General features: G+C 56.4%; 21 protein-coding genes and 1 tRNA gene. 7 read left to right on the forward strand and 15 right to left on the reverse strand.

Going from position 1 to position 21233, the window contains the following annotated elements; genetic code table 11:
• Window positions 1–11: 11 nt before the first annotated feature.
• Genes ABVT35_RS17645 through ABVT35_RS17660 form a run of 4 tightly spaced genes read right to left on the reverse strand, consistent with a single transcriptional unit; the run spans window position 12 to window position 3657 of the window.
• On the reverse strand, window positions 12–899 hold the full coding sequence (locus ABVT35_RS17645; RefSeq protein ID WP_368468069.1) for a branched-chain amino acid ABC transporter permease: 888 nt from the start codon (window positions 897–899) through the stop codon (window positions 12–14).
• Window positions 899–1684 carry an ABC transporter ATP-binding protein gene (locus ABVT35_RS17650; RefSeq protein WP_368468071.1) on the reverse strand — a complete coding sequence of 262 codons (786 nt, stop codon included), beginning with the start codon at window positions 1682–1684 and terminating at the stop codon, window positions 899–901. The genes ABVT35_RS17645 and ABVT35_RS17650 overlap by 1 nt, the downstream gene beginning before the upstream one ends.
• Complete coding sequence (locus ABVT35_RS17655) at window positions 1681–2409, reverse strand: ABC transporter ATP-binding protein (protein ID WP_368468073.1); 729 nt, start codon at window positions 2407–2409, stop codon at window positions 1681–1683. Before ABVT35_RS17655 ends, ABVT35_RS17650 begins: the two co-directional genes overlap by 4 nt.
• A 15-nt stretch (window positions 2410–2424) precedes the next feature.
• On the reverse strand, window positions 2425–3657 hold the full coding sequence (locus ABVT35_RS17660) for an ABC transporter substrate-binding protein (protein ID WP_368468075.1): 1233 nt from the start codon (window positions 3655–3657) through the stop codon (window positions 2425–2427).
• A gap of 140 nt (window positions 3658–3797) precedes the next feature.
• Here ABVT35_RS17660 and ABVT35_RS17665 point away from each other — a divergent pair, with 140 nt between their 5' ends.
• Window positions 3798–4529: an autoinducer binding domain-containing protein gene (locus tag ABVT35_RS17665; RefSeq protein ID WP_368468077.1), complete on the forward strand. Its 732-nt coding sequence runs from the start codon at window positions 3798–3800 to the stop codon at window positions 4527–4529.
• A 117-nt stretch (window positions 4530–4646) separates the two neighbouring features.
• Here the strand turns inward: ABVT35_RS17665 and ABVT35_RS17670 are convergent, their stop codons facing one another.
• Complete coding sequence (locus tag ABVT35_RS17670; RefSeq protein WP_368468079.1) at window positions 4647–5018, reverse strand: VOC family protein; 372 nt, start codon at window positions 5016–5018, stop codon at window positions 4647–4649.
• A 39-nt stretch (window positions 5019–5057) separates the two neighbouring features.
• On the opposite strand from ABVT35_RS17670, the gene ABVT35_RS17675 reads away from it, so the two are divergent.
• On the forward strand, window positions 5058–5600 hold the full coding sequence (locus ABVT35_RS17675; protein WP_368468080.1) for a winged helix-turn-helix transcriptional regulator: 543 nt from the start codon (window positions 5058–5060) through the stop codon (window positions 5598–5600).
• A gap of 96 nt (window positions 5601–5696) precedes the next feature.
• Here ABVT35_RS17675 and ABVT35_RS17680 read toward each other — a convergent pair whose 3' ends face one another.
• Window positions 5697–7091, reverse strand: coding sequence for a PLP-dependent aminotransferase family protein (locus tag ABVT35_RS17680; RefSeq protein ID WP_368468082.1), 1395 nt, complete (start codon window positions 7089–7091; stop codon window positions 5697–5699).
• An 82-nt stretch (window positions 7092–7173) separates the two neighbouring features.
• Here ABVT35_RS17680 and ABVT35_RS17685 point away from each other — a divergent pair, with 82 nt between their 5' ends.
• Window positions 7174–8124, forward strand: coding sequence for an EamA family transporter (locus ABVT35_RS17685; protein ID WP_368468084.1), 951 nt, complete (start codon window positions 7174–7176; stop codon window positions 8122–8124).
• A 158-nt stretch (window positions 8125–8282) separates the two neighbouring features.
• Here the strand turns inward: ABVT35_RS17685 and ABVT35_RS17690 are convergent, their stop codons facing one another.
• The 3 genes from ABVT35_RS17690 to ABVT35_RS17700 are packed head-to-tail and all read right to left on the reverse strand — an operon-like array spanning window position 8283 to window position 10550.
• Entirely contained in the window at window positions 8283–8777 is a 495-nt protein-coding gene (locus ABVT35_RS17690) for an SRPBCC family protein (protein ID WP_368468086.1), read from the reverse strand.
• A 17-nt stretch (window positions 8778–8794) separates the two neighbouring features.
• Window positions 8795–9682 (reverse strand): alpha/beta hydrolase family protein, encoded by an 888-nt coding sequence (locus ABVT35_RS17695; RefSeq protein WP_368468088.1) that lies wholly within the window; start codon window positions 9680–9682, stop codon window positions 8795–8797.
• A gap of 25 nt (window positions 9683–9707) precedes the next feature.
• Window positions 9708–10550 (reverse strand): SDR family oxidoreductase, encoded by an 843-nt coding sequence (locus ABVT35_RS17700; RefSeq protein ID WP_368468089.1) that lies wholly within the window; start codon window positions 10548–10550, stop codon window positions 9708–9710.
• 105 nt (window positions 10551–10655) lie between these two features.
• On the opposite strand from ABVT35_RS17700, the gene ABVT35_RS17705 reads away from it, so the two are divergent.
• Window positions 10656–11231 (forward strand): TetR/AcrR family transcriptional regulator, encoded by a 576-nt coding sequence (locus tag ABVT35_RS17705; RefSeq protein ID WP_368468091.1) that lies wholly within the window; start codon window positions 10656–10658, stop codon window positions 11229–11231.
• A gap of 221 nt (window positions 11232–11452) precedes the next feature.
• Here the strand turns inward: ABVT35_RS17705 and ABVT35_RS17710 are convergent, their stop codons facing one another.
• Window positions 11453–11989, reverse strand: coding sequence for a TetR/AcrR family transcriptional regulator (locus ABVT35_RS17710; RefSeq protein ID WP_368468093.1), 537 nt, complete (start codon window positions 11987–11989; stop codon window positions 11453–11455).
• A gap of 124 nt (window positions 11990–12113) precedes the next feature.
• Between ABVT35_RS17710 and ABVT35_RS17715 the strand changes: the two genes are divergently transcribed.
• The 3 genes from ABVT35_RS17715 to ABVT35_RS17725 all read left to right on the forward strand — a co-directional run bounded on the left by ABVT35_RS17715 (window position 12114) and on the right by ABVT35_RS17725 (window position 14691).
• Window positions 12114–13613: an MFS transporter gene (locus tag ABVT35_RS17715; RefSeq protein ID WP_368468095.1), complete on the forward strand. Its 1500-nt coding sequence runs from the start codon at window positions 12114–12116 to the stop codon at window positions 13611–13613.
• A 132-nt stretch (window positions 13614–13745) separates the two neighbouring features.
• A complete protein-coding gene (locus tag ABVT35_RS17720) occupies window positions 13746–13955 on the forward strand; it encodes a hypothetical protein (protein ID WP_368468097.1) in 210 nt (69 codons plus the stop codon).
• A 34-nt stretch (window positions 13956–13989) separates the two neighbouring features.
• Entirely contained in the window at window positions 13990–14691 is a 702-nt protein-coding gene (locus ABVT35_RS17725) for a CPBP family intramembrane glutamic endopeptidase (protein ID WP_368468100.1), read from the forward strand.
• 28 nt (window positions 14692–14719) lie between these two features.
• Here ABVT35_RS17725 and ABVT35_RS17730 read toward each other — a convergent pair whose 3' ends face one another.
• The 5 genes from ABVT35_RS17730 to cpdR all read right to left on the reverse strand — a co-directional run bounded on the left by ABVT35_RS17730 (window position 14720) and on the right by cpdR (window position 20927).
• Window positions 14720–16228 (reverse strand): SpoVR family protein, encoded by a 1509-nt coding sequence (locus ABVT35_RS17730; RefSeq protein WP_368468101.1) that lies wholly within the window; start codon window positions 16226–16228, stop codon window positions 14720–14722.
• Complete coding sequence (locus ABVT35_RS17735; RefSeq protein WP_368468103.1) at window positions 16212–17534, reverse strand: YeaH/YhbH family protein; 1323 nt, start codon at window positions 17532–17534, stop codon at window positions 16212–16214. The genes ABVT35_RS17730 and ABVT35_RS17735 overlap by 17 nt, the downstream gene beginning before the upstream one ends.
• Before the next feature lie 153 nt (window positions 17535–17687).
• Window positions 17688–19622 carry a PrkA family serine protein kinase gene (locus ABVT35_RS17740; RefSeq protein ID WP_368468105.1) on the reverse strand — a complete coding sequence of 645 codons (1935 nt, stop codon included), beginning with the start codon at window positions 19620–19622 and terminating at the stop codon, window positions 17688–17690.
• Window positions 19623–20421: 799 nt separating this feature from the next.
• Window positions 20422–20496: transfer RNA gene (locus tag ABVT35_RS17745), tRNA-Val, on the reverse strand.
• Between the two features lie 71 nt (window positions 20497–20567).
• Entirely contained in the window at window positions 20568–20927 is a 360-nt protein-coding gene (gene cpdR / locus ABVT35_RS17750; RefSeq protein ID WP_368468107.1) for a cell cycle two-component system response regulator CpdR, read from the reverse strand.
• Between the last annotated feature and the right edge of the window lie 306 nt (window positions 20928–21233).

Consider the following 21233-nt stretch of genomic DNA (forward strand, 5'->3'; position numbering starts at 1 on the left):
GTTCAACCCGCCTACAATGTTCTGGTTTTGCGGCCGAAGAGGCCTTCAGGCTTGATCAGAAGCAAAATGATCATCATGGCAAAGAGCACCGCTGGCGCCCAGTAAAGGCCCAGAAAATAAGCAGAAAAAGCTTCAGCCATGCCGACGATGAAAGCCGCATAGATGGGGCTGGTGAAGCGCGTCACACCGCCCAGAATGACAACGATCAGCGATTTCATCAGCGGATCGGTGCCGACGGTCGGGCTGATGAAGCGCAGCGAGCCCACAAACACGCCGGCAAGGGCCGCAGTCGATGCCGACAGGCCGATGGTCATGGCAAAGAGCCGGGAAACGTTGAAACCCATGAGTTCGGCGGCTTCCCGGTTTTGCGCAACGGCACGCATTGCCCGCCCGGTCGTGCTTTTTCTAAGGAACAGGGCAAAGGCGAGCAGCGCGGCCAGCGCCACAGCGAGGATGACAAAATCATGGGTGCTGATCGCGGTTCCGAAAAACTCGATCTTGCCGGCGATTGGCGGTGTGATCTGCTTGTCCCTCGGACCCCAGGCGAGCAGGATGGAATTTTCTACGATCGACGCTGCGGCAAGCGTGGTGATGACCGCCAAAAGCACGAGATTGGCGTGGCGCTCAAAGGGCTTGACGAGCACATAGTGCATGGCAAATCCGAGACAGAACATGACCGCCACGGAAACCCCTGCACCGATCAGAAAACCGGCGCCGCCGGTAACGTATTGCGAGACCTGCCAGGCAATATAGGCGCCGAGCGCGATCAATGCGCCATGGGCGAAATTGAAGACACCCAACGTCGTCCAGACGACGGCAAGACCCGCGGCCATCAGGGCGTAGAGCCCGCCGAGCACCAAGCCTGAAGCAAGCACAAATGCCAATGTTTCCAGGGCCATCAGTGCGCCTCCCCGAACATCATTGTCATGACCTCCTCGTGGGACGGCATTTCATTGCCGTCGATCTCCTGCGTGATCGTGCCGTGGTCAAACAGGTAAAGCCGGTCGACGAGGCTTGTCAGGAACTCGACATTCTGATCGACCACGACAAGCGGCACATTGCGGGCACGGATTTTTGCAATTGCGTCGCACAGCTCGATGCGCAGCTTCGGTGAAAGGCCGAGTGTGGGCTCATCGAGGATCAACAGGCGCGGCAGGGCCAGAAGGCCGACCGCGATGGATACCATTTGCCGCTCACCGCCCGACAGAAAGCGGATTTTCGACCGCCAGCGCTCGCGCATGCGCGGAAAGAGTTCTTCGACAAGGTCGCGCATCTGTTTTGTACCCTTGCGTCCTCGCGCGGCCTGGGGGGCGATGTCCAGAACCTCCTCAACGGTCATTTCCGGAAAGAGAAGATTGCCCTGCATCACGTAAATCAGGCCCTGCCGGACGACGGCTTCGGCACTGATGCGGCGTTTTCGGAAGAGATCATAATTGAGGTGCCGGGATGTACGCGGACGCATCCTGCCTTCAGCATTCAGCCGATCACCGGCAAAGACAATGTCGCCGTCCCATGGATCAATCAGACCGGCGACCGTTTTCAAAAGTGTCGTCTTGCCATGGCCGTTCGGACCGAACAATCCGACAGCCTCACCTTCGCGGACCGTCAGATCGACACCGCGAAACACAGAAACCGGCGGATAACCGCCGCTGAGGTTGCGCAGTTCCAGAAGAGAGGCGCTCACGCCGGCTGTCCGAGGTAGGCTTCGACGACCGCCGGATCACGGGTGACTTTGCGGGGATCGCCGAGTGCAATGATATTGCCCTGTTCCATGACCAGAAGCCGGGTCGATACGGACATCAACAGCGGCAGGACATGTTCGATAAGCATGATGGTAATGCCGTTTGCATTCAGCCTTGATACGGTTTGACGCACCCAGTCGATTTCATTCTCCACGAGGGAAGAGGCCGGTTCGTCAAGAAGCAGCAGTTTGGGATTCTGGGCAACGGCCGTCGTCAACATCAGCTGTTTTTGATAAAACACCGGCAGAGTGGCCGCAGGCAGGTTGTGAAAGTTTTTGGGAAAATCGACCAGATCGCAGGCTTCGTCCGCCAGCCGTTCCGCTTCTTTACCCCGCGCACCGGTTGTCTGTTCGATCGCCACCAGGATGTTGTCGACGCAGCTCATCGATTGAAAGACCGCTTCGCGCTGGAACGTTCGGATAATACCGAGTTGCGCGATACGATGATCGGGCAGCCCGTCAATGCGCCGGCCTTCAAATTCGACCTCGCCACGGTTCGCGCCAAAGGGAATGCGGCTGATCAGATTGAAGAGGGTTGACTTGCCGGACCCGTTGGGTCCGGCAATGCCGAGAATCTCGCCCCCAGCCACCGAAAAGGAAAGGTCGTTTACCGCGACAAGTGCGCCGAATGATTTGGTCAGGTTCCTGATTTCAAGGAGCGATGCCACGGGACCTGCCTGCTGCTATTCAGACATCCAGACCGGTTTCTTGAAATCACCCGATTTGAACTTTTCCGGGCTGATCATGACGCCGGCACCATCCTGTATCTGGAAGAAGGTCACAGGCACATGGTCGTTGCCCTGCCTTGCGACATGCGTCGCCGGGTCGAACTCAAGGAAACCGGACGTGATGGGCCGTTTGGTCTCGCCTATGGCCTTGCCGATGGCTTCGTGGTCTGTCGGGTCTCCGACCTTTTCCAGGGCTTCGAAATAGACAGTCGTCATTTCATAGAGGCCGGTACCGTAGGCGCCGGACGCAACGCCATACTCGTCCTTGTATTTACGGGCAACCTCCTGGCCGCGCGGCCAGGCATCGACATCAAGGGTCGCGCCAATGGCGTTATAGAGGACGCCGTTGGAGTTTTCCTTCGTTAGCTCGACAAATTCAGGCACCAGCGGAGCGTATTGCAGGAAGACGACCGAATCCGTCGGGTCCTCGCGGAACTGGTTTGTAAACAGCGCCGCATTGGACGGAATATAGTCGGTATTGATAACCACATCCGGCGGGTTTTCCCGTACCTTGGCAAGGATAGGCCGCCAGTCGCCCACCGGTCCGAAGGGCACCAGCTCGTCCACGGTTACGGTCCAGCCGGCATCGCCAAAGGCGGTCTTCATACCCTCCGATATGGTCTTGGAATAGGGGTTGTCCGAAGAGATAATTGCAACGGTTTTGTTGTTGAGGGGAAAGTGGCCGGCTGCCGAAAGCGCTTCGATGGTGGGTGTCACATCGGTCTCGTATCCCTTGAAGTCGGCGGTGAATGACCAGCAGCAATCATAGGCGCCAGGGTCACCGGAAACGATTGCCGCAAATTGCGGCGATGGGCCGGCGGCAATATAGGGCATGTTTGCTTCCGCCATCAGTTCCACTTCGAACATCGACAGGCTCGCATAGCCCGTCAGGATGATATGCACGCCCTCGGTTCCCAGCAGCCGCTCCACGGCAGATGTGACATTTGCGGCGGAATGATCGACGACGTCCGCCGTGACGACCTCGAATGTATGACCGGCGATGCCGCCGCTTTCATTGGCCTCCTTTGCGGCGAGTTGAGCGCCACGCACGAATTCCTCGCCATCGGATGCGGTAGGACCGGTCAGCGGCGCAAGAACGCCGATTTTCACCAGATCGGCCATTGCCGCAGTTGAAGTGAAGGCGCAAAGGGCTGTTCCCAATGCCAAAATCCTTGAATACCTGCCCATCTCAATGCCTCCCGAACATGATTTTGTGGCCTGATGTTGCTTTCCAGCAAAGCTACAATCGGGGTTTGCGGGCGTTCAATTGCAAAGGTTTGCTAAAATCGAGCCGCCGGGTGTAATTTGGTCGGATTGGAGTTGGAACGATGATGAACTGGCTGGAGGAAAGCAGCTATCGCGAACAGGATGAAGCCGCGGACATAAACGGACGCATGGACACATTCGCGCGCAGCCTGGGGCTGGAGTATTTTTCCTATCTTGTGCTCAGTCCGCCGCGCAATGTGGCTTTCGAGATCGACCGTACCCTCAACACCAGCTACCCGGATGAATGGATCGAACGGTATATGGCGCTGCGTTATTTCGAGGTCGATCCCGTGGCCGATCTGGCGAAACGCATGACCCGGCCATTTTACTGGGGGCAGGGCCGCTTTCTAAGACGTTTCAAGAAGCCGCAACGGCGGGTCTTCGATGAGGCGAAGTCATTCGACATTACCTATGGGCTGGCTATTCCGGTACGGGGCCCGGACGGGGAACTCGGGGTGTTCAATGTCATTTCATCCAACAAGCAGCATCTCTTCGATGTCACACGCCAGGAACACAGCCGGCTGTTTTCGGCCGCGTTCGACACGCATGAGCTGGTGATGAAGGAGCAGTTGAAAAGACAGGAGCACCTGGATGCCGCTATTGAACTCTCAATCCGCGAGCGCGAGTGCCTTTCCTGGACCCTGGAGGGCAAGACCGCTGAGGATATTGCGGTAATCCTGGGGCTTTCCGTGTCGACGGTGAACCATCATGCCTCAACCGCCACCCACAAGATGAACGGCCTCAACAAGCACCATGCGGCCGTCAAGGCCTTGCGGCGCGGGCTTATTCACTAGAACGCGTGCTTACCGGCATCACCGGCTGTGACTGTCTTCGCATCTACCGTCGAAGGGAATACCGGCGCCGGCGGATCGACGCGCTCTGCCGCGGACGGGCCGGCAGCCTTGATTTGCCTAATTTGTGAGATCCTGAGCCAGCATCAATGCATTGCCGTCCGGATCGTAGAAAGTCGCAGTGCTCACCATCCCCTCAATGGTAACGGTTTCACCATCGAACTTAACATCGGCAGCTTCCAGGGCTCTTCGTGCAGCGGAAATGTCTGCCACCCCAAAAACCGGAACCGAGTTGCCCGGATTTGGTTCGGCTTGCTCACCCAATCCCAGGGTAACGCCGTCGGTCTTTGTGCTTAACTCGCTCCAGCCCGCATCGTCTGCGTGATAGAGAAGTTCAAAACCGAGTTTTTCGGCATACCATTGTGCACTGAGATGCCGATCCCGTACGGAAATTGCGATCGTGATGGTGTTTTCCAGTGAAACGATTGGCAAGGGCTTTGCTCCTGACATAAAGTATATATACTATACTTTATGGACATTGTGACGCTTGTCAAGCTGACATCAAGGGCCTGGTGCTTAAGTATTCTGGCGCAGATGGATCGTGGCGTGCCGGGGCGGCAGGCTGCCTTGATTTCGGCGACCGGCGCCGGACGGACCGCATTCAGGCAAAGCCTTGATCACCTGATCGATCTGGGGCTTATGGAACGCAATCCCGGCCATGGTCATCCGCTGCGATCCGAATTTCGGTTGACGGCTGAAGGTGCCCAAATCGCCGGGATTGCACACAAGATCGAGACCCTGGTGAAACAACCCTCCGAGCAGGTGCTTTTACGGCGTGCCTGGAGTTTGCCCGTTCTTGGCGCCAGCCGGGAGCCCCGCTATTTCGGTGAAATCAAGACCCAATTGCATCCCATCACCGATAGAGCACTTTCCCAGTCACTGAAGCTCCTGGAAACACACCGGTGGCTTCGACGTGACGTGGAAACTTCCGGCAGACCCTTCCGGGCCAGATACCAGGCGGCAAACACCGGAGCGGAAATCAGCCGCACGATCAGCTCGCAGAGCTTCAGGTGAGCGAATGTCCGCTTTGTTGTCACTCGTGCTGAGTGCAACAGCCTCCGGTTTGGACTGTTTTTAAACGTGCCGGCATGCAGCAAAACTGTTTCTGCGTCATATGTCCATCGTGGAGGCGGTTGGCGCGAGGCGCAGCAGGTTGGCCAAAATCCGAAGTCCCTGTTCGAGCCGTGCCTCGCTCATCTCGTGACTCAGACAGACCCGCACCGCTTCGGGTGCATCGTTCCCCCGGGCGGCAAAGCTGCGCCCCTCACTCACCAGCACGCCGTACCGCGCACATTGCGCCCGGAACGTATCGGCTCTCCAATCCGAAGGCAGCGGCAGCCACAGGTGGAAGCCGTGGGGATCAGCAACGTAATCCATGTGACCCAGTATGGTCCGCGCGAGGGACTGGCGGCGCGTTGCCGCTGTTCTTTGCTGCATCGTCAGTTCCGACGCCGTTCCATCGTGGATCACCCGCGCCGCGACTTCCAGGGTCATGGGCGGCGTCATCCAGACGCTGAGGTTGACGGCGTGTCGAATGGCGGGAACCAGGCTGGCGGGTGCGGCCAGAAAGCCAATCCGCAATCCCGGTGCAACGGACTTTGAGAGGCTTGTGACATAGACCGTGTTTTCAGGTGCCCATGTCGCGAGCGGAGCCGGGCGATCCGCCTTGAGCGGACCGAAGACGTCGTCCTCGACGAGGATCACATCGTGCCGCTGTGCGATCTCGGCTATGGCCTGGCGCCGCGCCTTTGAGAGGGTCACCGTTGTCGGGGCCTGCAGGGTTGGTGTCAGATAGAGCGCCTTCGGCCTTCCACGGGTGCAAAGCTCGGCGAATGCTTCCGGGACGATGCCCTTGGCGTCCATATTGACGGTCGCGGTATGCAGGCCCAGCCTTTCAGCCATCGCGCGCACGGGTGTGTAGGTCAAAGTTTCTGTCAGCAGCAGATCACCAGGGCGCAAAAGCGCCATCAGCGTGCACAACAGTCCGTGCTGCCCGCCCATTGTCGTGATGATCTGATCCGGCCGGGCCGTCACCCCGCAGCTTTCAAGCCAGATCATGCCGGCTTCGCTGTGGTGCGCGAGGTCGTCATCCGTCTGGTAATCAAGCAGCGCCGGAAGCCCTTTGCCGCTTGCGATCTCTCCAAGGACACGCCGGATATGCGGTTCGGCGAACCCGGGCAGGGGAAGATTGCGCGACAGATCAATCGGTCCTGTTCGCTCGCGGCGCAGGTTGTTTTGCTCATCGATCTGCAACGCGGCATCGGATGACCGGACAAAGGTGCCGCGCCCGACTTCGCCGCGCAACAGCGCCCGTTTGACGGCCTCGGCATAGGCGCGGCTGGTGGTGTTCGCTGATATGCCCAGCTGATAGGCCAGTTCGCGATGCGGCGGGAGTTGCGTGCCAACAGCAAGGCGATCTGCGGCAATGTCCTCCGCCATCGCCTCCACGATCTGAAGATATTTAGGGCCGACACGGCCTTCGAGATCAGGTATCCAAATTGCCATCAGATCAATATTTTAATTGCATTGATCATAGATTAATAGCAAATCTCATATCAATCAATGCAATTATACCCGGATGCATCCCATGGCACTTCCGTCTGCTTCTGTTGGCAAGGGCATCGCTCTATCGCTGGTCAGTCTTACACTGCTCGGTGTGATGCCGATCGTTTCAAACCTCCGTCCCTCCGATGTGGGAGCGCTTTCATTCGCATTCGCACTGTCCGTCTGGCAGGTGGTCTTCGCTCTGCCGGTCTTTGGCTTTGAACTGAAAAGCGGAACGAAAGGCATATTTGGTGTCGAACTCTCGCAACGTGAGAGGAGCCGTATGATCGCGGTCGCACTCTTCACCGGAGCACTGTTTGGTCTGTCCACCTATCTTTATGTTCTGGGTGTCGAAAAGGCCGGTGCGGCCAATGCTGCAATCGCCATCCAGGCTTATCCGCTCTTTGCTATCCTGTGGGAGAGCCTGTTCCTGAGGCGCAGGAAGTCTGCTGTTGAACTGATGCTGACAGCAGTATTGATCGGCACACTGTATTATCTGGGGACGGAGGGAACGTTTCGGATGTCCGGCCTGTCGCCATGGTTCCTCGCTTCTCTTGGTGTGCCGCTGCTTTGGAGCATTGCGCATGTGATCATCAAGGAAGAGCTGGGCCGGACATCTGTTACCCCCGTGCAGGTGACATTCTTTCGGGTGGTGATTTCAATTCTGTTTCTCTTTGCGGTTCTTGCCGTTGCCAGGCCGACAGGGATTGCAGCGGGCCTAAGCGCGATTTTTCAGACCATGTCGGCGATTATGGGCCTCGTCTATTTTCTCGAACTGATCGTCTGGTTTTATGCCGTCCGGCACATCGACGTTTCGCTCGCCAGTTCCATCACGACACCCTGGCCCGCACTGACCATGGTCCTTGCTGTCATCTTTTTGGGAGACACCATAAGCACGTATCAGGTGACCGCGCTTCTTGTTGTCGTGGCATGCATCTACGGGCTTACCCTGGCGGGGCTTCGAAAAGCAAAACCCGCGCATGCGCAGGCCTAGTCATCCTGGCTGTCGGAGAAGCCGGTAAACAGTCTTTGATACCGGCAATTTCTTCCCGTTAAATATTCGGAATATCCAGAACGGCCGACCGGCCAATCACCGTGTCAACGCCAGTATGTCGCCGAAAAGGTCTTCCCACTCTGATTTGCTGAAGTCGGTCAATGATTGATGCTCGCAATGCGGTCCCGGAGCGCTTCGCTGACCTTTGCATATGACGGTTCAATCCAACCGGAATCCCAAAACCACATGTAGAGGCCCTGATCGATCTCATGCTGAGTGACTCTGGTTCCTCCTTCGACAGATTCCAGAAGCCACTGGTGATCGAAAGTCAGCAGTCCGGTCATCCCGCCTGTCTGCCTGAGCTCACGATTTTCGTTCAGCACTTTGACCGTCGTCTCAATGTCGAGGATCTGTCCGTCGGGCGCCTGCACGGTGTTTCGGATGTTTGCGCCTTCGTTATACTCACCTTCCACCTTGGTGAAAACCGGATTCCAGTCGCCATATGCCGACGTGTCCATCAGGACCGCCCACACTTCTTCCGGCGGTGCGGGAATGGTGACTTCAACGTGAAACGTTTCCCTGCCGATGAGGGCGAGCACAACCGCCACAAGCAGCAACGGAGTGATGACCCATTTCAGAATGGTCCAGATCATGGCGGTACCGATCAGAATTAGTTTTTCGCCATCATGTGCCGATCAAACCAGCCGAACAGCTTTTCAGGTTCCCGTCCAACGAAGTCGTAGGCGGCAAATCGGCTCTTTTCTATATCTAGCCACTTCATTTCCTTCTCAACGGCGAGATTGTCGTAATACTCCTTCACCATTTCAAGATTGGTCCAGGGATCGTTTTTGTTTTGCACGACCATGGTCGGAACGGTTATTTGTCTAGCGTCCGGCAAAAACGACCTGGTGTTGAGATCGAACCCCAGCCGCTCGGCTGTAACCTTGCTGCCGGCGCGCTGGAGGAAGCCTGGCATGCCGAATGCATCAACAAAATAGCTGTAGAGCAGCGGCTGGACCGCGATCATGGCCTTGATACCGGGATATTTTCGCAATCCGTCGTCCAATCCGTAAGCATAGGTTGTGGAAGCCGAGCCCATACAGATGCTGAGCAGGCCGAGGCTTGCGTCACGGTAGTCGGGGTGCTTGCTGATATAGTCCACCGCGGCGATCACATGCTTGGCCTCCTCGGGACCCCAGCTGACCCAGGGCGTTGTTCCGATGTCACTTTCCCCGTGACCGCGTAAATCGTACATAAGCACCGAATACCCGTTGTCAGACAGATATTTGGCCTGCCGCAGGAACGGGATGTCCTGCTTCCACGGTTTGATCAGTCCCTTTCCGTCCGGGCTGTAACCGGCGCGGTTGCACTGAACGCCGAAGTGGCTCTGGATGATGACGCGATCCGTGCCGCTTTTGATCAGCCAGCCCCTTATTGTTACGTCGTCGCGCGCCTTGAATTCGACGTTCTCATACTCAAGGCCATAATTTGCCGGGCTGTCGAACAGTGGCGACTGGAATGGTTTGACCATCATGTTTGCGATCATGTTGCCGAACATGTGCCTCTCCCGATGTTGAAAAATATCAGTTGCCGGGGACCAGCATCGTGCCGATGCGGTCGAGGAAGTCCTGCCGATTGTCCTGGCCCATCATGGCGATAAGCATCTCGGCATCCGCGCCGGTAGGACTGTGGATCGGCATTTCGGATGTTGCGCAGGCGTAGACCCGATCGGCCACCTCCTGCGGGTCGGCTATCTTGCCGCTTTCGCTGGCCATCTGCGCCCCGACGGAATTGATCTGTTCACGCAGCCGGTTTGAATATGCGACCAGTTCCGCATCGCCCTCGTCGATCCGTTTGTCTGTATTGGCGGTGAACCGTGTTGTCGGATAGGCACCTGGTGCCACGGAAAATATTCGGATGCCAAGCGGTCTGTATTCCAGCGCCATCGCCTCGGTCAGCCCGACCATGGCGTGTTTGGATGCCGAATAGATGGAGTTTCCTGGCAATGCCATGTGCCCCGCCATGGATGTCACGTTGATGATGGTGCCTGTTCCCGATGCCCGCATTTTGGGCAGTGCGACCCGCATAATGTTTATGGGGCCAAACAGATTGGTTTCGAACATCGACCGCATGTCAGATTCACTCGCCTGCTCGAACAGACCGTAGCCGCCATAGCCGGCGTTGTTGACGACCGTGTCGATAAAGCCGAATTCAGCTTCGCCAGCGGAAAATGCGGCTTCGATCGATTGAGAGTCGTTCACATCCAGACGGGTCGCGAGCATATGCTCGCCGCTGGCCAGATCCGTTTCCTGTTCCGGCGAACGCATGGTAGCGATCACGTTCCAGTCATTGTCGTGAAAGGTCGTTGCGATCAGTTTGCCGAAGCCGCTTGAGCAGCCGGTAATGAGGGCCGTTTGTCTGTGCATCCGAACAAATCCGTTGTTGTATATTGTGCAAATTCGATTTAACAGATTTACATCATGTGTTAATTCGATAATTAACACTTTTCCATAATCTGTCAAGTTGTAAAAATGACTGAAACGCAAACAAAGCTCCTTGAGGCGGCGATCCGCACATTCGTTCAATACGGCGTCCGCAAGGCGACCATGCTGGACATCGCCGAAGAGGCGGCGGTGTCGCGGCCGACGCTGTATGCGTCCTACCGAAGCAAGGATGAGATCCTCGGCGCATGCATCAGGTTCATGGCCGAAGCATCGCTGGAAAAGGCAAAAAAGGCCTGGGACAAGGTCGATGCGCTGGATCGGAAACTGGATGTCTATTTCGAAAACACCGTTATTCCGGCATTTGATCTGTTACAGAGTTCGCCGTCTTCCGACGATCTGATCAGCGGTCACAATGCGGCCGGGAAAGCGGCCATCCTTGAATCGCGGATCAACGCCCGAAATGCCCTGATAGACGTCCTTGCGCCTTTCGAAAGCCAGATCGAATATTCCGGACAGTCTGTTTCCCAGTTCGCCCATTTCGTCGTAATAACCGCACAGGGAATGAAATATACGGCGGGCAGCAAGGAAGAACTGCTCGACCTTCTTGCCTCGCTCAAGGCCGCGGTGTTGAGCGTTACAGGCGGCGAGTTCCGACGCGCGTAATTTATTACCCGCGGGCTGAATTCAAGTTAAAAGCCATCAACTCCAACGACCGCTTTCGAGCGTAGCCTGTCATTTCCGAAAGGTCCGCATTGCGGCCCTTCCATATGGGTAAAGTCGATGTCCCGAGCGGTTCCACCCGTGCGGTTTTCTGCGGGGCGCATGGAAGCCGGCCCTGACTGGACGCCCGCACTCCGGATTTTCCTGCACCGTCGATCTGTCGTCTATCGTGTCAACGCCAGTATGTCTTTGAGGAGATCATCCCATTCGGATTTGCTGAAGTCGGTCATGCCGAGCGAACTGAGCATGAAGACGCCTTCCGTCGCCAGTATCGCTATGCGCAGCCGGCGTCCCTCATCTGTGCTCAGATCCAGCTTGTCGAAGTAATTGCGATACCATTCGCGGGCCTTGATCCGGTGCTCCTCGGTCTGTGCCAGCAGCAACAGCATTGCCGCGTTGCGCAGATGCCGCTCGGTAATGTCCAGGTGCACGGCTGAGATATAGGCCTTTACCTCGCCATGACCCGACGTGTCGCTGCTTCTTTGTTCCTCGAGCTGGGCGTCAAAGTCCTTGTCCCAGCGTTCGAACATGGCTTCGATCAACGCATCCCTGGTGCCGAAGCAGGACTGAACGCCACCCTTGGATATGTCGGCCTCCTGAGCGACGGCACCGATGGAGAGCCCGGACGCACCTTTGTCCCGCACGACCCTTTCGGCGGCGTCCAGCACTTCATTGCGGTCTATCGTTTTCTTTCTGCCCATTCCCTCATGCTCTTTTTTAATACGGTCGTATTTTTACCATTGATTTTTATAAAATACGATCGTATTTATAAATCTAAACAGGACGTTGTTCCTCCCGACATTGCCAAATTCACAGGGGCTGTAAATGCCTATCAACAACAAATGGCTCGTTCTGGCCATCGTGTCATCCGCGCTCTTGATGATCGTCATGGATCTGACGATCCTCTATACGGCGCTTCCGAGCCTGACCTATGCGCTCGGAGCCGATGCGTCCGAAAAGCTGTGGATCGTGAACGCGTACTCGCTGGTGATCGCCGGCGTGCTGCCCACATTCGGCGCGCTCGGTGATCGCTGGGGTCACCGGAACCTGTTTCTTGCCGGCCTGACCGTTTTCGGTGCTGCCTCGCTGCTTTGTGCCTACGCGCCGAACCCCCAGATGCTGATTGCCGGACGGGTGGTTCTGGCGCTTGGCGGCGGCATGATGATGCCTGCTACCATTTCCATCATCCGCCTGACATTTACCGATGCGCGCGAACAGGCCATGGCCATCGGCATATGGTCCGCCGTCGCAGCCGGCGGCGCAGCGGCCGGACCCATCATCGGCGGCGTTCTGCTTGAATATTTCTGGTGGGGTTCGGTGTTCCTCGTCAATGTTCCGATCGTGCTTGTGTCGCTGGTTGTCGCAATTTTCTGCGTTACAAATGAACAGCAACTCAGCCAACGCCCGCTGGACTGGCGCGGCTCGGCGGAAATCATGTTCGGCATCATTGCGACCGTTTATGCCTTCAAGGAATTCGTCAAGCGCGATCCTTCCTACGAGATTGCCGTACTTGCGGGCCTGCTTGGCATCGTGACGCTTGTGCTTTTTGCGCGGCGCCAGCGTCGGATGTCCGATCCGATGATCGATTTCGGCCTGTTTAACAATACGCGCTTTTCGGCGGGGATATTCATTGCCTTCGTCACGTCTGCCTCGGTTGCCGGATTCGAGCTCGTGTTCAGCCAGCATCTGCAGCTGGTCGACGGGTTCTCGCCGCTTGATGCCGGGCTCTATATCCTGCCGGTTCCCCTGGCTGCGCTGGCTGCCGGTCCGATAGCAGGTGCGCTTATTCCCAGATGGGGTCAGGAAACGCTCATGTGGAGCGGCACGCTCGTAGGCGGCCTTGGCCTGGCTGTCTGCCTTGCGCTGTTCAACTATAATCTTGGTCTTGCGGTTGCCGCGCTGATGGCCCTCGGGTTCGGGATCGGTGTTGCCATGACCGCAGCTTCAAGTGCCGTCATCAATGGATCGCCCGCACACAGGACCGGCATGGCGGCCTCGATGGAATCGGTTTCGTTCGACATGGGTGCGGGGATCGGCGTTGCCGTTTTCGGCGGGCTGATGTCGGCGGCTTATACGTTGTCTTTTGCCGTTCCAAACGGGATTGTTCTGCCGGAAACTGCCGGCGACAGTCTGGAAGAGGCACTGACGGCAGCACACGCACTTTCACTGGCGGACCAGCATCTTGTTGAGGTCGCGGCAAAAAGCGGCTTTACCAGCGCCTTCGTCTTCGTAACCGCGGTTGTGTCGGTTGTGCTGGTGACGACGGCCCTTGTTATCTACGCGAAAACGAGGGTCGCACAGTTCGCTCATGTTCCGGCTGAGTAGTTTTATCGGTCGGCACAGGATTTGGCGTATGCGGAGAAATTTGTCGCAGTCTTCATTTGACGAGGGTCAAAATATGGTCAATCGTCCGGTACTATGATTGCGAACAACGAATAACGATAAGGATGCCGGCGCATGGCTTTTGACGACCTCATCACCAAAATCAACATGCTCTTCGTTGAAATGGAAAACCAGCCGGAAGACGCAACCCAGCTTCTCGAGCAGATTCGCCTTGAGCTCAACAAGCTCAGGGCAACGGGCCAGCCCTTGCCGGACGATCTGGTCAAGCTCGAGGAGCGGCTTGAAAGAGAGTTTGAGGCCCAGGCGCAAAAGGGCAGCTCCTGAACCGCCAGCTTCCGGCGACGGGATTGATTGGTCAATGTCCGGTTTTCGGTTCCTGCTCCCGGTCACATTGTTGAATGCGGACCGGCTGGTCGCAGTCGAACTCGGAACGATCCTTGTCGCACCCTTGCTGCTGGCTTATGGCGTGAACCAGCAGCTGCATTTTCCCGCACTCTTCGTGCTCCTCGGATACTGCCTTTGGCGGTTGTCGAAAGCGGGCGTGCGGCGGGCCTATATGCGGTTTGACTGGCAAGCCTGCCGTTTCGCGCTGTCCGGGATTTTATTAAGGGCAGGAGCGGCCTGGCTCGTGATCCTTGCATTCGTGCTGTGGTTTTACCCGGACCGGCTGTTGTGCATCCCTTCAAACAGCCCGATCATAATTGCAGGTGTGGCGGTGGGATATACGTTTGTCTCGGTTCTGCCTCAGGAAATTGTCTTTCGCTGCTATGCCGGATGGAGGCTGGATGAACTGAAAGTCCGGATTCTGCCCGCCACCATCATTTCGGCTGCACTGTTCGGATGGGTGCATATTCTGTTCGGTTCCTGGCTTTCCGTTGCGCTTGGCTTTGCAGCGGGCCTGGTATTTTATCGCACCTACAGGAAAACCCGGTCACTGGCGGCCGTTTGGGTCGAGCACAACCTTTTCGGCCTCGGTGTCTTTGTCCTCGGCCTTGATCCGCTGTTTTATCAGGGAGCGTTATTGGACCAGTTCGTGCCGGCCTGCGGCGGCGCCGGATAACCGGTACCCATGCGCTGATGCCCGCCGCTCAGGCCGCAACCTCTTCCATCTTGACCTCGTAACCCCATAGGGACTCCAGGTATGCAAGGGTTGCTTCCTTCAGTTCCTTGTCGAGGGGGACGCCGTTGCGCTTGACGTGCTGGAGTTTGAGGCAGCGGTCGCCCAGAAGGTCGACGTCAACCACCTGGATGAAGGGTTCGATCGAACCGAGATCGTAATTCTGGGCGAAGACCTCGCGGACATGCCGGAAGCCGCGTTCGTCGTGGATGCCGGTCACGAGATAAAATGGATCGTCGGAATTGTCCGACAGAGCGAACATGCGGAATTGACGGATGACCGTCGGGCTCAGGAACTGCTGGATGAAGGATTCATCGCGATAGTTGGCCCAGGCTTCGAGCAGCACGTTTCGCCAGTCCTTGCAGCCGGCGATATCCGGAAACCACTCACGATCTTCCTCGTTCGGCTCTTCGCAAATCCGCATGATGTCGCGCATCATCGCAAAGCCGAGGGCATAAGGGTTGATGCCGCTGAAACGGGGATCGTCGAATTCGGGCTGGAATATCACGTTCGTGTGGCTGTGCAGGATTTCAAGCAATGCGCCGTCGGTGATCAGGTTCTTCTGATGCAGGGCATTGACGATGTGGAAATGCACGAAGGTCGCGCAGCCTTCATTCATCAGTTTGGTTTGTTTTTGCGGATAGAAATACTGGGCAATGTTGCGGATGATGCGCAGCACCTCGCGCTGCCACGGCCTGAGAACCGGGCTGTAGTGCTCAAGGAAATAGAGAAGGTTTTCTTCCGGCAGGTGCAGCTCGCGCTTTCGCTCGCGTACTTCTGCGTCCGCCTTGGCCGACAGGGGCGAACCCGGCAATGTGCTCCACAGATAGTTGACGGCGCGTTCTTCGTGTTCGCGCCTGTCCTTCTGGCGTTCCTGCTCTTCTCGAAGCGAAGGTTCCCGTGGCCTTCGGTAGCGGAATACACCGTGCGGCATCAGCGCATGGGCGGCATCGAGCAGCGCTTCGACCTCAGCCACGCCGCAGCGCTCTTCGCACTGGGTGATGAAGCGTCTGGCATATTCCAGATAGTCGAGAATGCCGGCTGCATCGGTCCACTGCCGGAACAGATGGTTCGACTTGAAGAAGTGATTGTGGCCGAAGGCCGCGTGCGCCATGACCAGCGTCTGCATCGCCATGGTGTTTTCTTCCATGCAATAGCTGATGCAGGGATCGGAATTGATGACTATTTCGTAGGCGAGGCCCATAGCGCCCTTGCGGTAATGCCGCTCATTGGAGACGAAGTGCTTGCCGAAGGACCAGTGCCGGTACATCAGCGGCATGCCGATCGATGAATAGGCATCGAGCATCTGCTCGGACGAAATGATCTCGATCTGGTTGGTGTAGAAATCGAGCTTCAGATCGTCGCGGGCGACATCTTCAATGGCATCGTGGACGGTTCTCAGCGTGTCAAACGTCCAGTCGGCCCCTTCGAACAGAGGTTTGTTCTTCTTTTTGCGTACTGCTTTAGCCACTACTACCATCCGCGTATTTCTTGGCGAACAACTCGCGGAACACCGGGTATATGTCGGCCGGCCGGGAAATTCGTTTCATTGCGAAATTCGGCCAGCGGCTGGCAACCCGCCGGTACTCCCGCCACAATTCAACGCCGTTTTCCTCGCTGTTGAGGAATTCGGCTTCGGCCTCGTCGACGATCTCGACATAGGCAAAATACTGGCAGTTCTTCATCAGCTCCTCATTGAGCAGCGTGACGCATTTTTTGGAATCGCCCGAATAGTTCTCACCATCGGAAGCCTGTGCGATGTAGATGTTCCACTCCGATGGCGGGTAGCGTTCCTCGATCAGCCGCTTTGCCTCCACGAGTGCCGTGCTGACGACCGTGCCACCCGTTTCCTTGGCGTAAAAGAACGTCTCCTCGTCCACTTCCTGCGCATTGTGGGTATGGCGGACAAAAACCAGATCGATGGCTTCGTAGCGGCGGCTCAGGAACAGATGCAGCAACACAAAAAACCGTTTTGCCAGATCCTTCTCACGCTCGCCCATGGAGGCCGATACGTCCATAAGGCAGAACATGACGGCATGTTCGCGCGGCTCAGGCCGCTGCTCGAAATAATTGTAACGGACATCGAGCGGATCGATATAGGCGACCAGACGCTGGCGGCGCAGCATTTCCTCCAGCATCTCGTGAAGCATCGACAATTCGGTGCGCTGTTCAGGTGTAGGCGACGAGATTGCTTCCAGCTTGAAGATCTCTTCGCGCAGTTCGCGCACTTCAAGATCCTTCGGCCGTTTCAGCGCCATGCGCCTGCCAAGCGAATTGCGCATGGTCCGCTCAACACTGATATTGGCCGGTGAGCCGGTGATCGAATATCCCGCCCTGTGCGGTCTTTTCACCTCGATCTGCTTGAGGCCGCGCTTGACCAGGTTGGGCAGTTCCATGTCCTCGAAAAAGAGATCGAGGAACTCCTCGCGCGACAGGACGAAAAGGAAATCATCCTCGCCTTCGCCCGTGTCCGTACCGGTCTTGCCGCCGCCACCGGCACCGCCGGCGGGCGGTTTCTTTATCTTGTCTCCGGTGCGGAAGGATTTGTTGCCGGTTGATGTGTATTCACGGCGGCCCGCCTTGGTGGAATGGCGAAATGTCGGCTCGGAGATGCTGCCTGAGGGCACGATGACCCTCTCGCCGCGGTCCGCGTCCGCGATGCCGCGTTCGCGGACGGCTTCGTCCACCGATTTCTTGACGTGGGAGCGTACGCGTTTAAGAAACCGCCGCCTGTTTCCGAGGCTCTTGTCTTTCGGGTTCAGGCGCCGGTCGACGAAATGCCCCATGTCACTGGACCCTTTCCTTTCGAAGGTGGGGAAAACCGCTCCATCGGCGTCGTTGCGTCGCTTGTCCGATGCACGAATTGGTGCCGCGCGTCGCGCCTAGCCGAGTGAACCGATCTTCCGCCATCAAATGCTTCCAGCCAGCCCGAAAAGGGTCTAACCCGCCTTGTTTACACGCATGTACCATTCGACCAGGCGGCGCACCTGACGTTTGGTGTAGCCGCGCTCGATCATGCGATCGACGAATTCGTGATGCTTGGCATCCGCTTCCTTGTCGCGTTTGGCGCCGAAGCTGATCACAGGAAGAAGATCTTCCACCTGACCAAACATGCGCTTTTCGATCACGCGGCGCAACTTCTTATACTTGCGCCAGTCGGGATTCTTGCCCTGGTTCTCGGCACGGGCGCGCAGCACGAACTTGACGACCTCGTTGCGGAAGTCCTTCGGATTGGCGATGCCGGCAGGTTTTTCGATCTTCGCCAGTTCCTGATCGAGGATCTCGCGGTCGAACATCTGTCCGGTATCGGGATCCTTGTAGTCGTGCTCTTCGATCCAGGCGTCCGCATAAGCAATGTAACGGTCAAAGAGGTTCTGGCCGTAGTCGGAATAGGATTCCAGATAGGCTTTCTGGATTTCGTGACCGATGAACTCCGCATAGCGTGGGGTCAGCTCGGCTTTGAGGAATTCAAGATAACGTCCCTCGACATCGTCGTTGAACTGCTCGCGCTTGATGGCCTGTTCCAGCACATACATGAGATGCACGGGGTCGGCGGCGATTTCCTCGGTATCGTGGTTGAAGGTTTCCGAAAGAACCTTGAAGGCAAAGCGCGTCGAGGTTCCGGTCATTCCTTCGTCGACACCCGCGACATCCCGATATTCCTGCAACGATTTGGCATTCGGATCGGTGTCTTTCAGCGTCTCGCCGTCATAGATGCGAAGTTTGGAATGAAGCGTCGAATTCTCGTGCTCGTGCAACCGTGTGAGCACGGAGAAGCGCGCCATCATATTGAGCGTCTCGGGTGCGCACTGGGCGTCACGCAATTCACTTTCGCGCAGCAATTTGGCGTAGATATCCGATTCCTCGGTGGCACTCAGGCAATAGGGCACCTTGACCACTGAAATTCGGTCCAGGAACGCTTCATTGTTCTTGTTGTTCTTGAACTGCTGCCATTCCGCCTCGTTGGAGTGGGCGACGATGATGCCGTGATAGGGGAAGGCGCCGATATTCTCGGTGCCCACATAAGAGCCTTCCTGTGTCGCGGTCAGCAATGGATGCAGCACCTTGATCGGCGCCTTGAACATTTCGACGAATTCCAGGAGGCCCTGTGTCGTGCGGTTGAGGCCGCCGGAATAGCTGTAGGCATCCGGATCGCTCTGGCTCAGATGTTCCAGCTTGCGGATATCGAGCTTGCCGACGAGGGAGGAAACATCCTGGTTGTTTTCATCGCCGGGCTCCGTCTTGGTGACGCCAATCTGGCGCAGTTTGGACGGGAAGATCTTGACGATCGAGAACTTGGAAATATCGCCGTCGAATTCGTCCAGCCGCTTGACGGCCCAGGGCGACATCAGACCTGTGAGCAGCCGCCTTGGAATATTGTATTTATCCCCCAAAAGGTCGCCCATACGCTCGGGATTGAAGAGACCAAGCGGCGATTCGAAGACCGGGCTTATCTGGTCTCCCGCTTTGAGGACGTAAATGGGCTCATGCTCCATGAGCCGTTTAAGGATTTCCGCAACGGTGGATTTGCCGCCCCCTACCGGCCCGAGCAGGTAGAGAATCTGCTTGCGTTCTTCCAATCCCTGGGAGGCGTGGCGAAAGAAGCCGACAATCCGTTCGATTGTCTCTTCCATGCCGTAGAGTTCGGTAAAGGCCGGGTAACGTTTAATGGTGCGGTTGAGGAACAGGCGGCTCAGCCGTTGGTCCTGGCTGGTATCTACCAGCTCCGGTTCTCCAATAGCAGTGATCATCCTCTCCGCTGCCGTTGCGCGCATCCCCGGGTCGTCACGGCATGCCAGTAGATAGTCCTGCAGGGTTATCTCTTCTACCTTGGTTCTTTCATAAACCTCAGATTGCAGAGAAAACACGTCCATGATCCTCGTCCTTTCCTTGTCCTAGGCCCTTCCCCCGTTGTCGGTTCGCTTACAGTTTCTAAAGTGGTGTCGATGCGTCTGTTTGGCGAATCAATTCAAGTTGAAAAGCAGTGCTATCCAACACGTTAAGCGCCTTGCGCTTTCGCCAATTTTGAGAGTCGCCGAATCAACTTTCCCTCAAATTGTGACGAAAGTCCGGGCAATGTGATTCGTAAGTAAGTATATCACAACAAAGTCAAAATCCGTTGGGTGTTGTTCACAAAATTCAGCAATCCACATGGGTTTTTTTATGTTGCATTTTAACTATTTGGCCCCAACACCTTTATTCTCATAGTGTATAGCGACCGTGATTTTAGACGGGGATAACGAAAAAAAATGATCGCAACTTTGGGGGAGGCGATTTTGTACTGAGCACCGCCCAAACGGCCTTTACGGCCTGTAAATAGGGATTTCCGCGAGGCGTATCGCAATGAAAATTCTTGCGGCCACCGGACGTGTACGAAAGTCTTATGCAAAGATCATATGCCCCTAAGAATGCATGGGGCTTGATCGAGCGGGATGGACCTGCTTCTCAGATGTCACACTGATCAAAAAAACAAGGCGGCAGGTTCCGCCGGGGGCCAAAAACAGTGAATCTGGGCGTTGCCTGTTCAATCAGCCGCGCCTCAATCCAGTCTTTTCAGGAGCGTTGCAATTACCTTTTGGGATGCGAGTTGTTTTCATTGCCCACACGCTACGGAAGGACAACTGCAGCCTTTGGGAAGGTGCGCCGTTTTTCTTTGGATGTGATTGAAGATGATGGTGGGCGGTACTGGGATTGAACCAGTGACCCCTACGATGTCAACGTAGTGCTCTCCCGCTGAGCTAACCGCCCATCTGACCGGCCGCATACACCACAAAATGCATGACGTGGTCAAGCCCGTTTCGGGCGAATTTGTCAGATAATTATGCGGCCTGGAGAATCTTTTCAACCTCGTTGACGAGGTCGCGGAGATGGAACGGCTTTGAGAGAACAGTGGCGTTCTTCGGCGCCTCTGAATCCGGGTTCAATGCGACGGCTGCAAATCCGGTGATGAACATGACTTTGAGGTCGGGATCGAGTTCGGTCGCACGCCGCGCCAGCTCGATTCCATCCATTTCCGGCATGACGATATCGGTCAGAAGGAGAGAAAACGGCTCCTCGCGCAGACGCTCATAGGCACTGGCGCCGTTGTCGTAGGACTGGACGGCGTATCCCGCCTTTTCCAGCGCCTTGACCAAAAAGCGGCGCATATCGTCATCGTCTTCTGCAAGAAGTATTTTCATACCGCTACTCATGCCCTTCAATCCCGCGCCAATATCAGCTTTTGGCTTGTGTATGCTCAGCCGGTTTGTTTGGATAAGCCGGCTGTCCATTCCCTATTTTGGGTATTGTCTGCGCCCGCCGCATAACATGCAGGCACCGACCATTCAAACCCGGTGAAGTAAATATCGGGTGAATTTGCGATGAAAACCCGGCAATTTTTATAAGCCGCTGTTACGATTTTTTATGAGGGGTTCTCACGTTTGTCTCAACAGGGCCCGTTGAGTATGGACTTGGCCGCTTTCAACTGGCAACATAACCACCAAAGG

Source organism: Hoeflea sp. TYP-13 (assembly GCF_040932035.1).
Classification (GTDB): Bacteria; Pseudomonadota; Alphaproteobacteria; order Rhizobiales; family Rhizobiaceae; genus Hoeflea_A.

Excerpts from the sequence above, each read along its gene's own strand:
- ABVT35_RS17710 (WP_368468093.1), bottom strand. The coding sequence starts at position 11,989 with ATGGGCAGAAAGAAAACGATAGACCGCAATGAAGTGCTGGACGCCGCC.
- ABVT35_RS17645 (WP_368468069.1), bottom strand. The coding sequence starts at position 899 with ATGGCCCTGGAAACATTGGCATTTGTGCTTGCTTCAGGCTTGGTGCTC.
- ABVT35_RS17735 (WP_368468103.1), bottom strand. The coding sequence starts at position 17,534 with ATGGGGCATTTCGTCGACCGGCGCCTGAACCCGAAAGACAAGAGCCTC.
- ABVT35_RS17695 (WP_368468088.1), bottom strand. The coding sequence starts at position 9,682 with ATGTTCGGCAACATGATCGCAAACATGATGGTCAAACCATTCCAGTCG.
- ABVT35_RS17740 (WP_368468105.1), bottom strand. The coding sequence starts at position 19,622 with ATGGACGTGTTTTCTCTGCAATCTGAGGTTTATGAAAGAACCAAGGTA.
- ABVT35_RS17730 (WP_368468101.1), bottom strand. The coding sequence starts at position 16,228 with ATGGTAGTAGTGGCTAAAGCAGTACGCAAAAAGAAGAACAAACCTCTG.
- ABVT35_RS17700 (WP_368468089.1), bottom strand. The coding sequence starts at position 10,550 with ATGCACAGACAAACGGCCCTCATTACCGGCTGCTCAAGCGGCTTCGGC.
- ABVT35_RS17675 (WP_368468080.1), top strand. The coding sequence starts at position 5,058 with ATGGACATTGTGACGCTTGTCAAGCTGACATCAAGGGCCTGGTGCTTA.
- ABVT35_RS17690 (WP_368468086.1), bottom strand. The coding sequence starts at position 8,777 with ATGATCTGGACCATTCTGAAATGGGTCATCACTCCGTTGCTGCTTGTG.
- ABVT35_RS17660 (WP_368468075.1), bottom strand. The coding sequence starts at position 3,657 with ATGGGCAGGTATTCAAGGATTTTGGCATTGGGAACAGCCCTTTGCGCC.
- ABVT35_RS17715 (WP_368468095.1), top strand. The coding sequence starts at position 12,114 with ATGCCTATCAACAACAAATGGCTCGTTCTGGCCATCGTGTCATCCGCG.
- ABVT35_RS17720 (WP_368468097.1), top strand. The coding sequence starts at position 13,746 with ATGGCTTTTGACGACCTCATCACCAAAATCAACATGCTCTTCGTTGAA.
- cpdR (WP_368468107.1), bottom strand. The coding sequence starts at position 20,927 with ATGAAAATACTTCTTGCAGAAGACGATGACGATATGCGCCGCTTTTTG.
- ABVT35_RS17705 (WP_368468091.1), top strand. The coding sequence starts at position 10,656 with ATGACTGAAACGCAAACAAAGCTCCTTGAGGCGGCGATCCGCACATTC.
- ABVT35_RS17725 (WP_368468100.1), top strand. The coding sequence starts at position 13,990 with ATGTCCGGTTTTCGGTTCCTGCTCCCGGTCACATTGTTGAATGCGGAC.
- ABVT35_RS17680 (WP_368468082.1), bottom strand. The coding sequence starts at position 7,091 with ATGGCAATTTGGATACCTGATCTCGAAGGCCGTGTCGGCCCTAAATAT.
- ABVT35_RS17685 (WP_368468084.1), top strand. The coding sequence starts at position 7,174 with ATGGCACTTCCGTCTGCTTCTGTTGGCAAGGGCATCGCTCTATCGCTG.
- ABVT35_RS17665 (WP_368468077.1), top strand. The coding sequence starts at position 3,798 with ATGATGAACTGGCTGGAGGAAAGCAGCTATCGCGAACAGGATGAAGCC.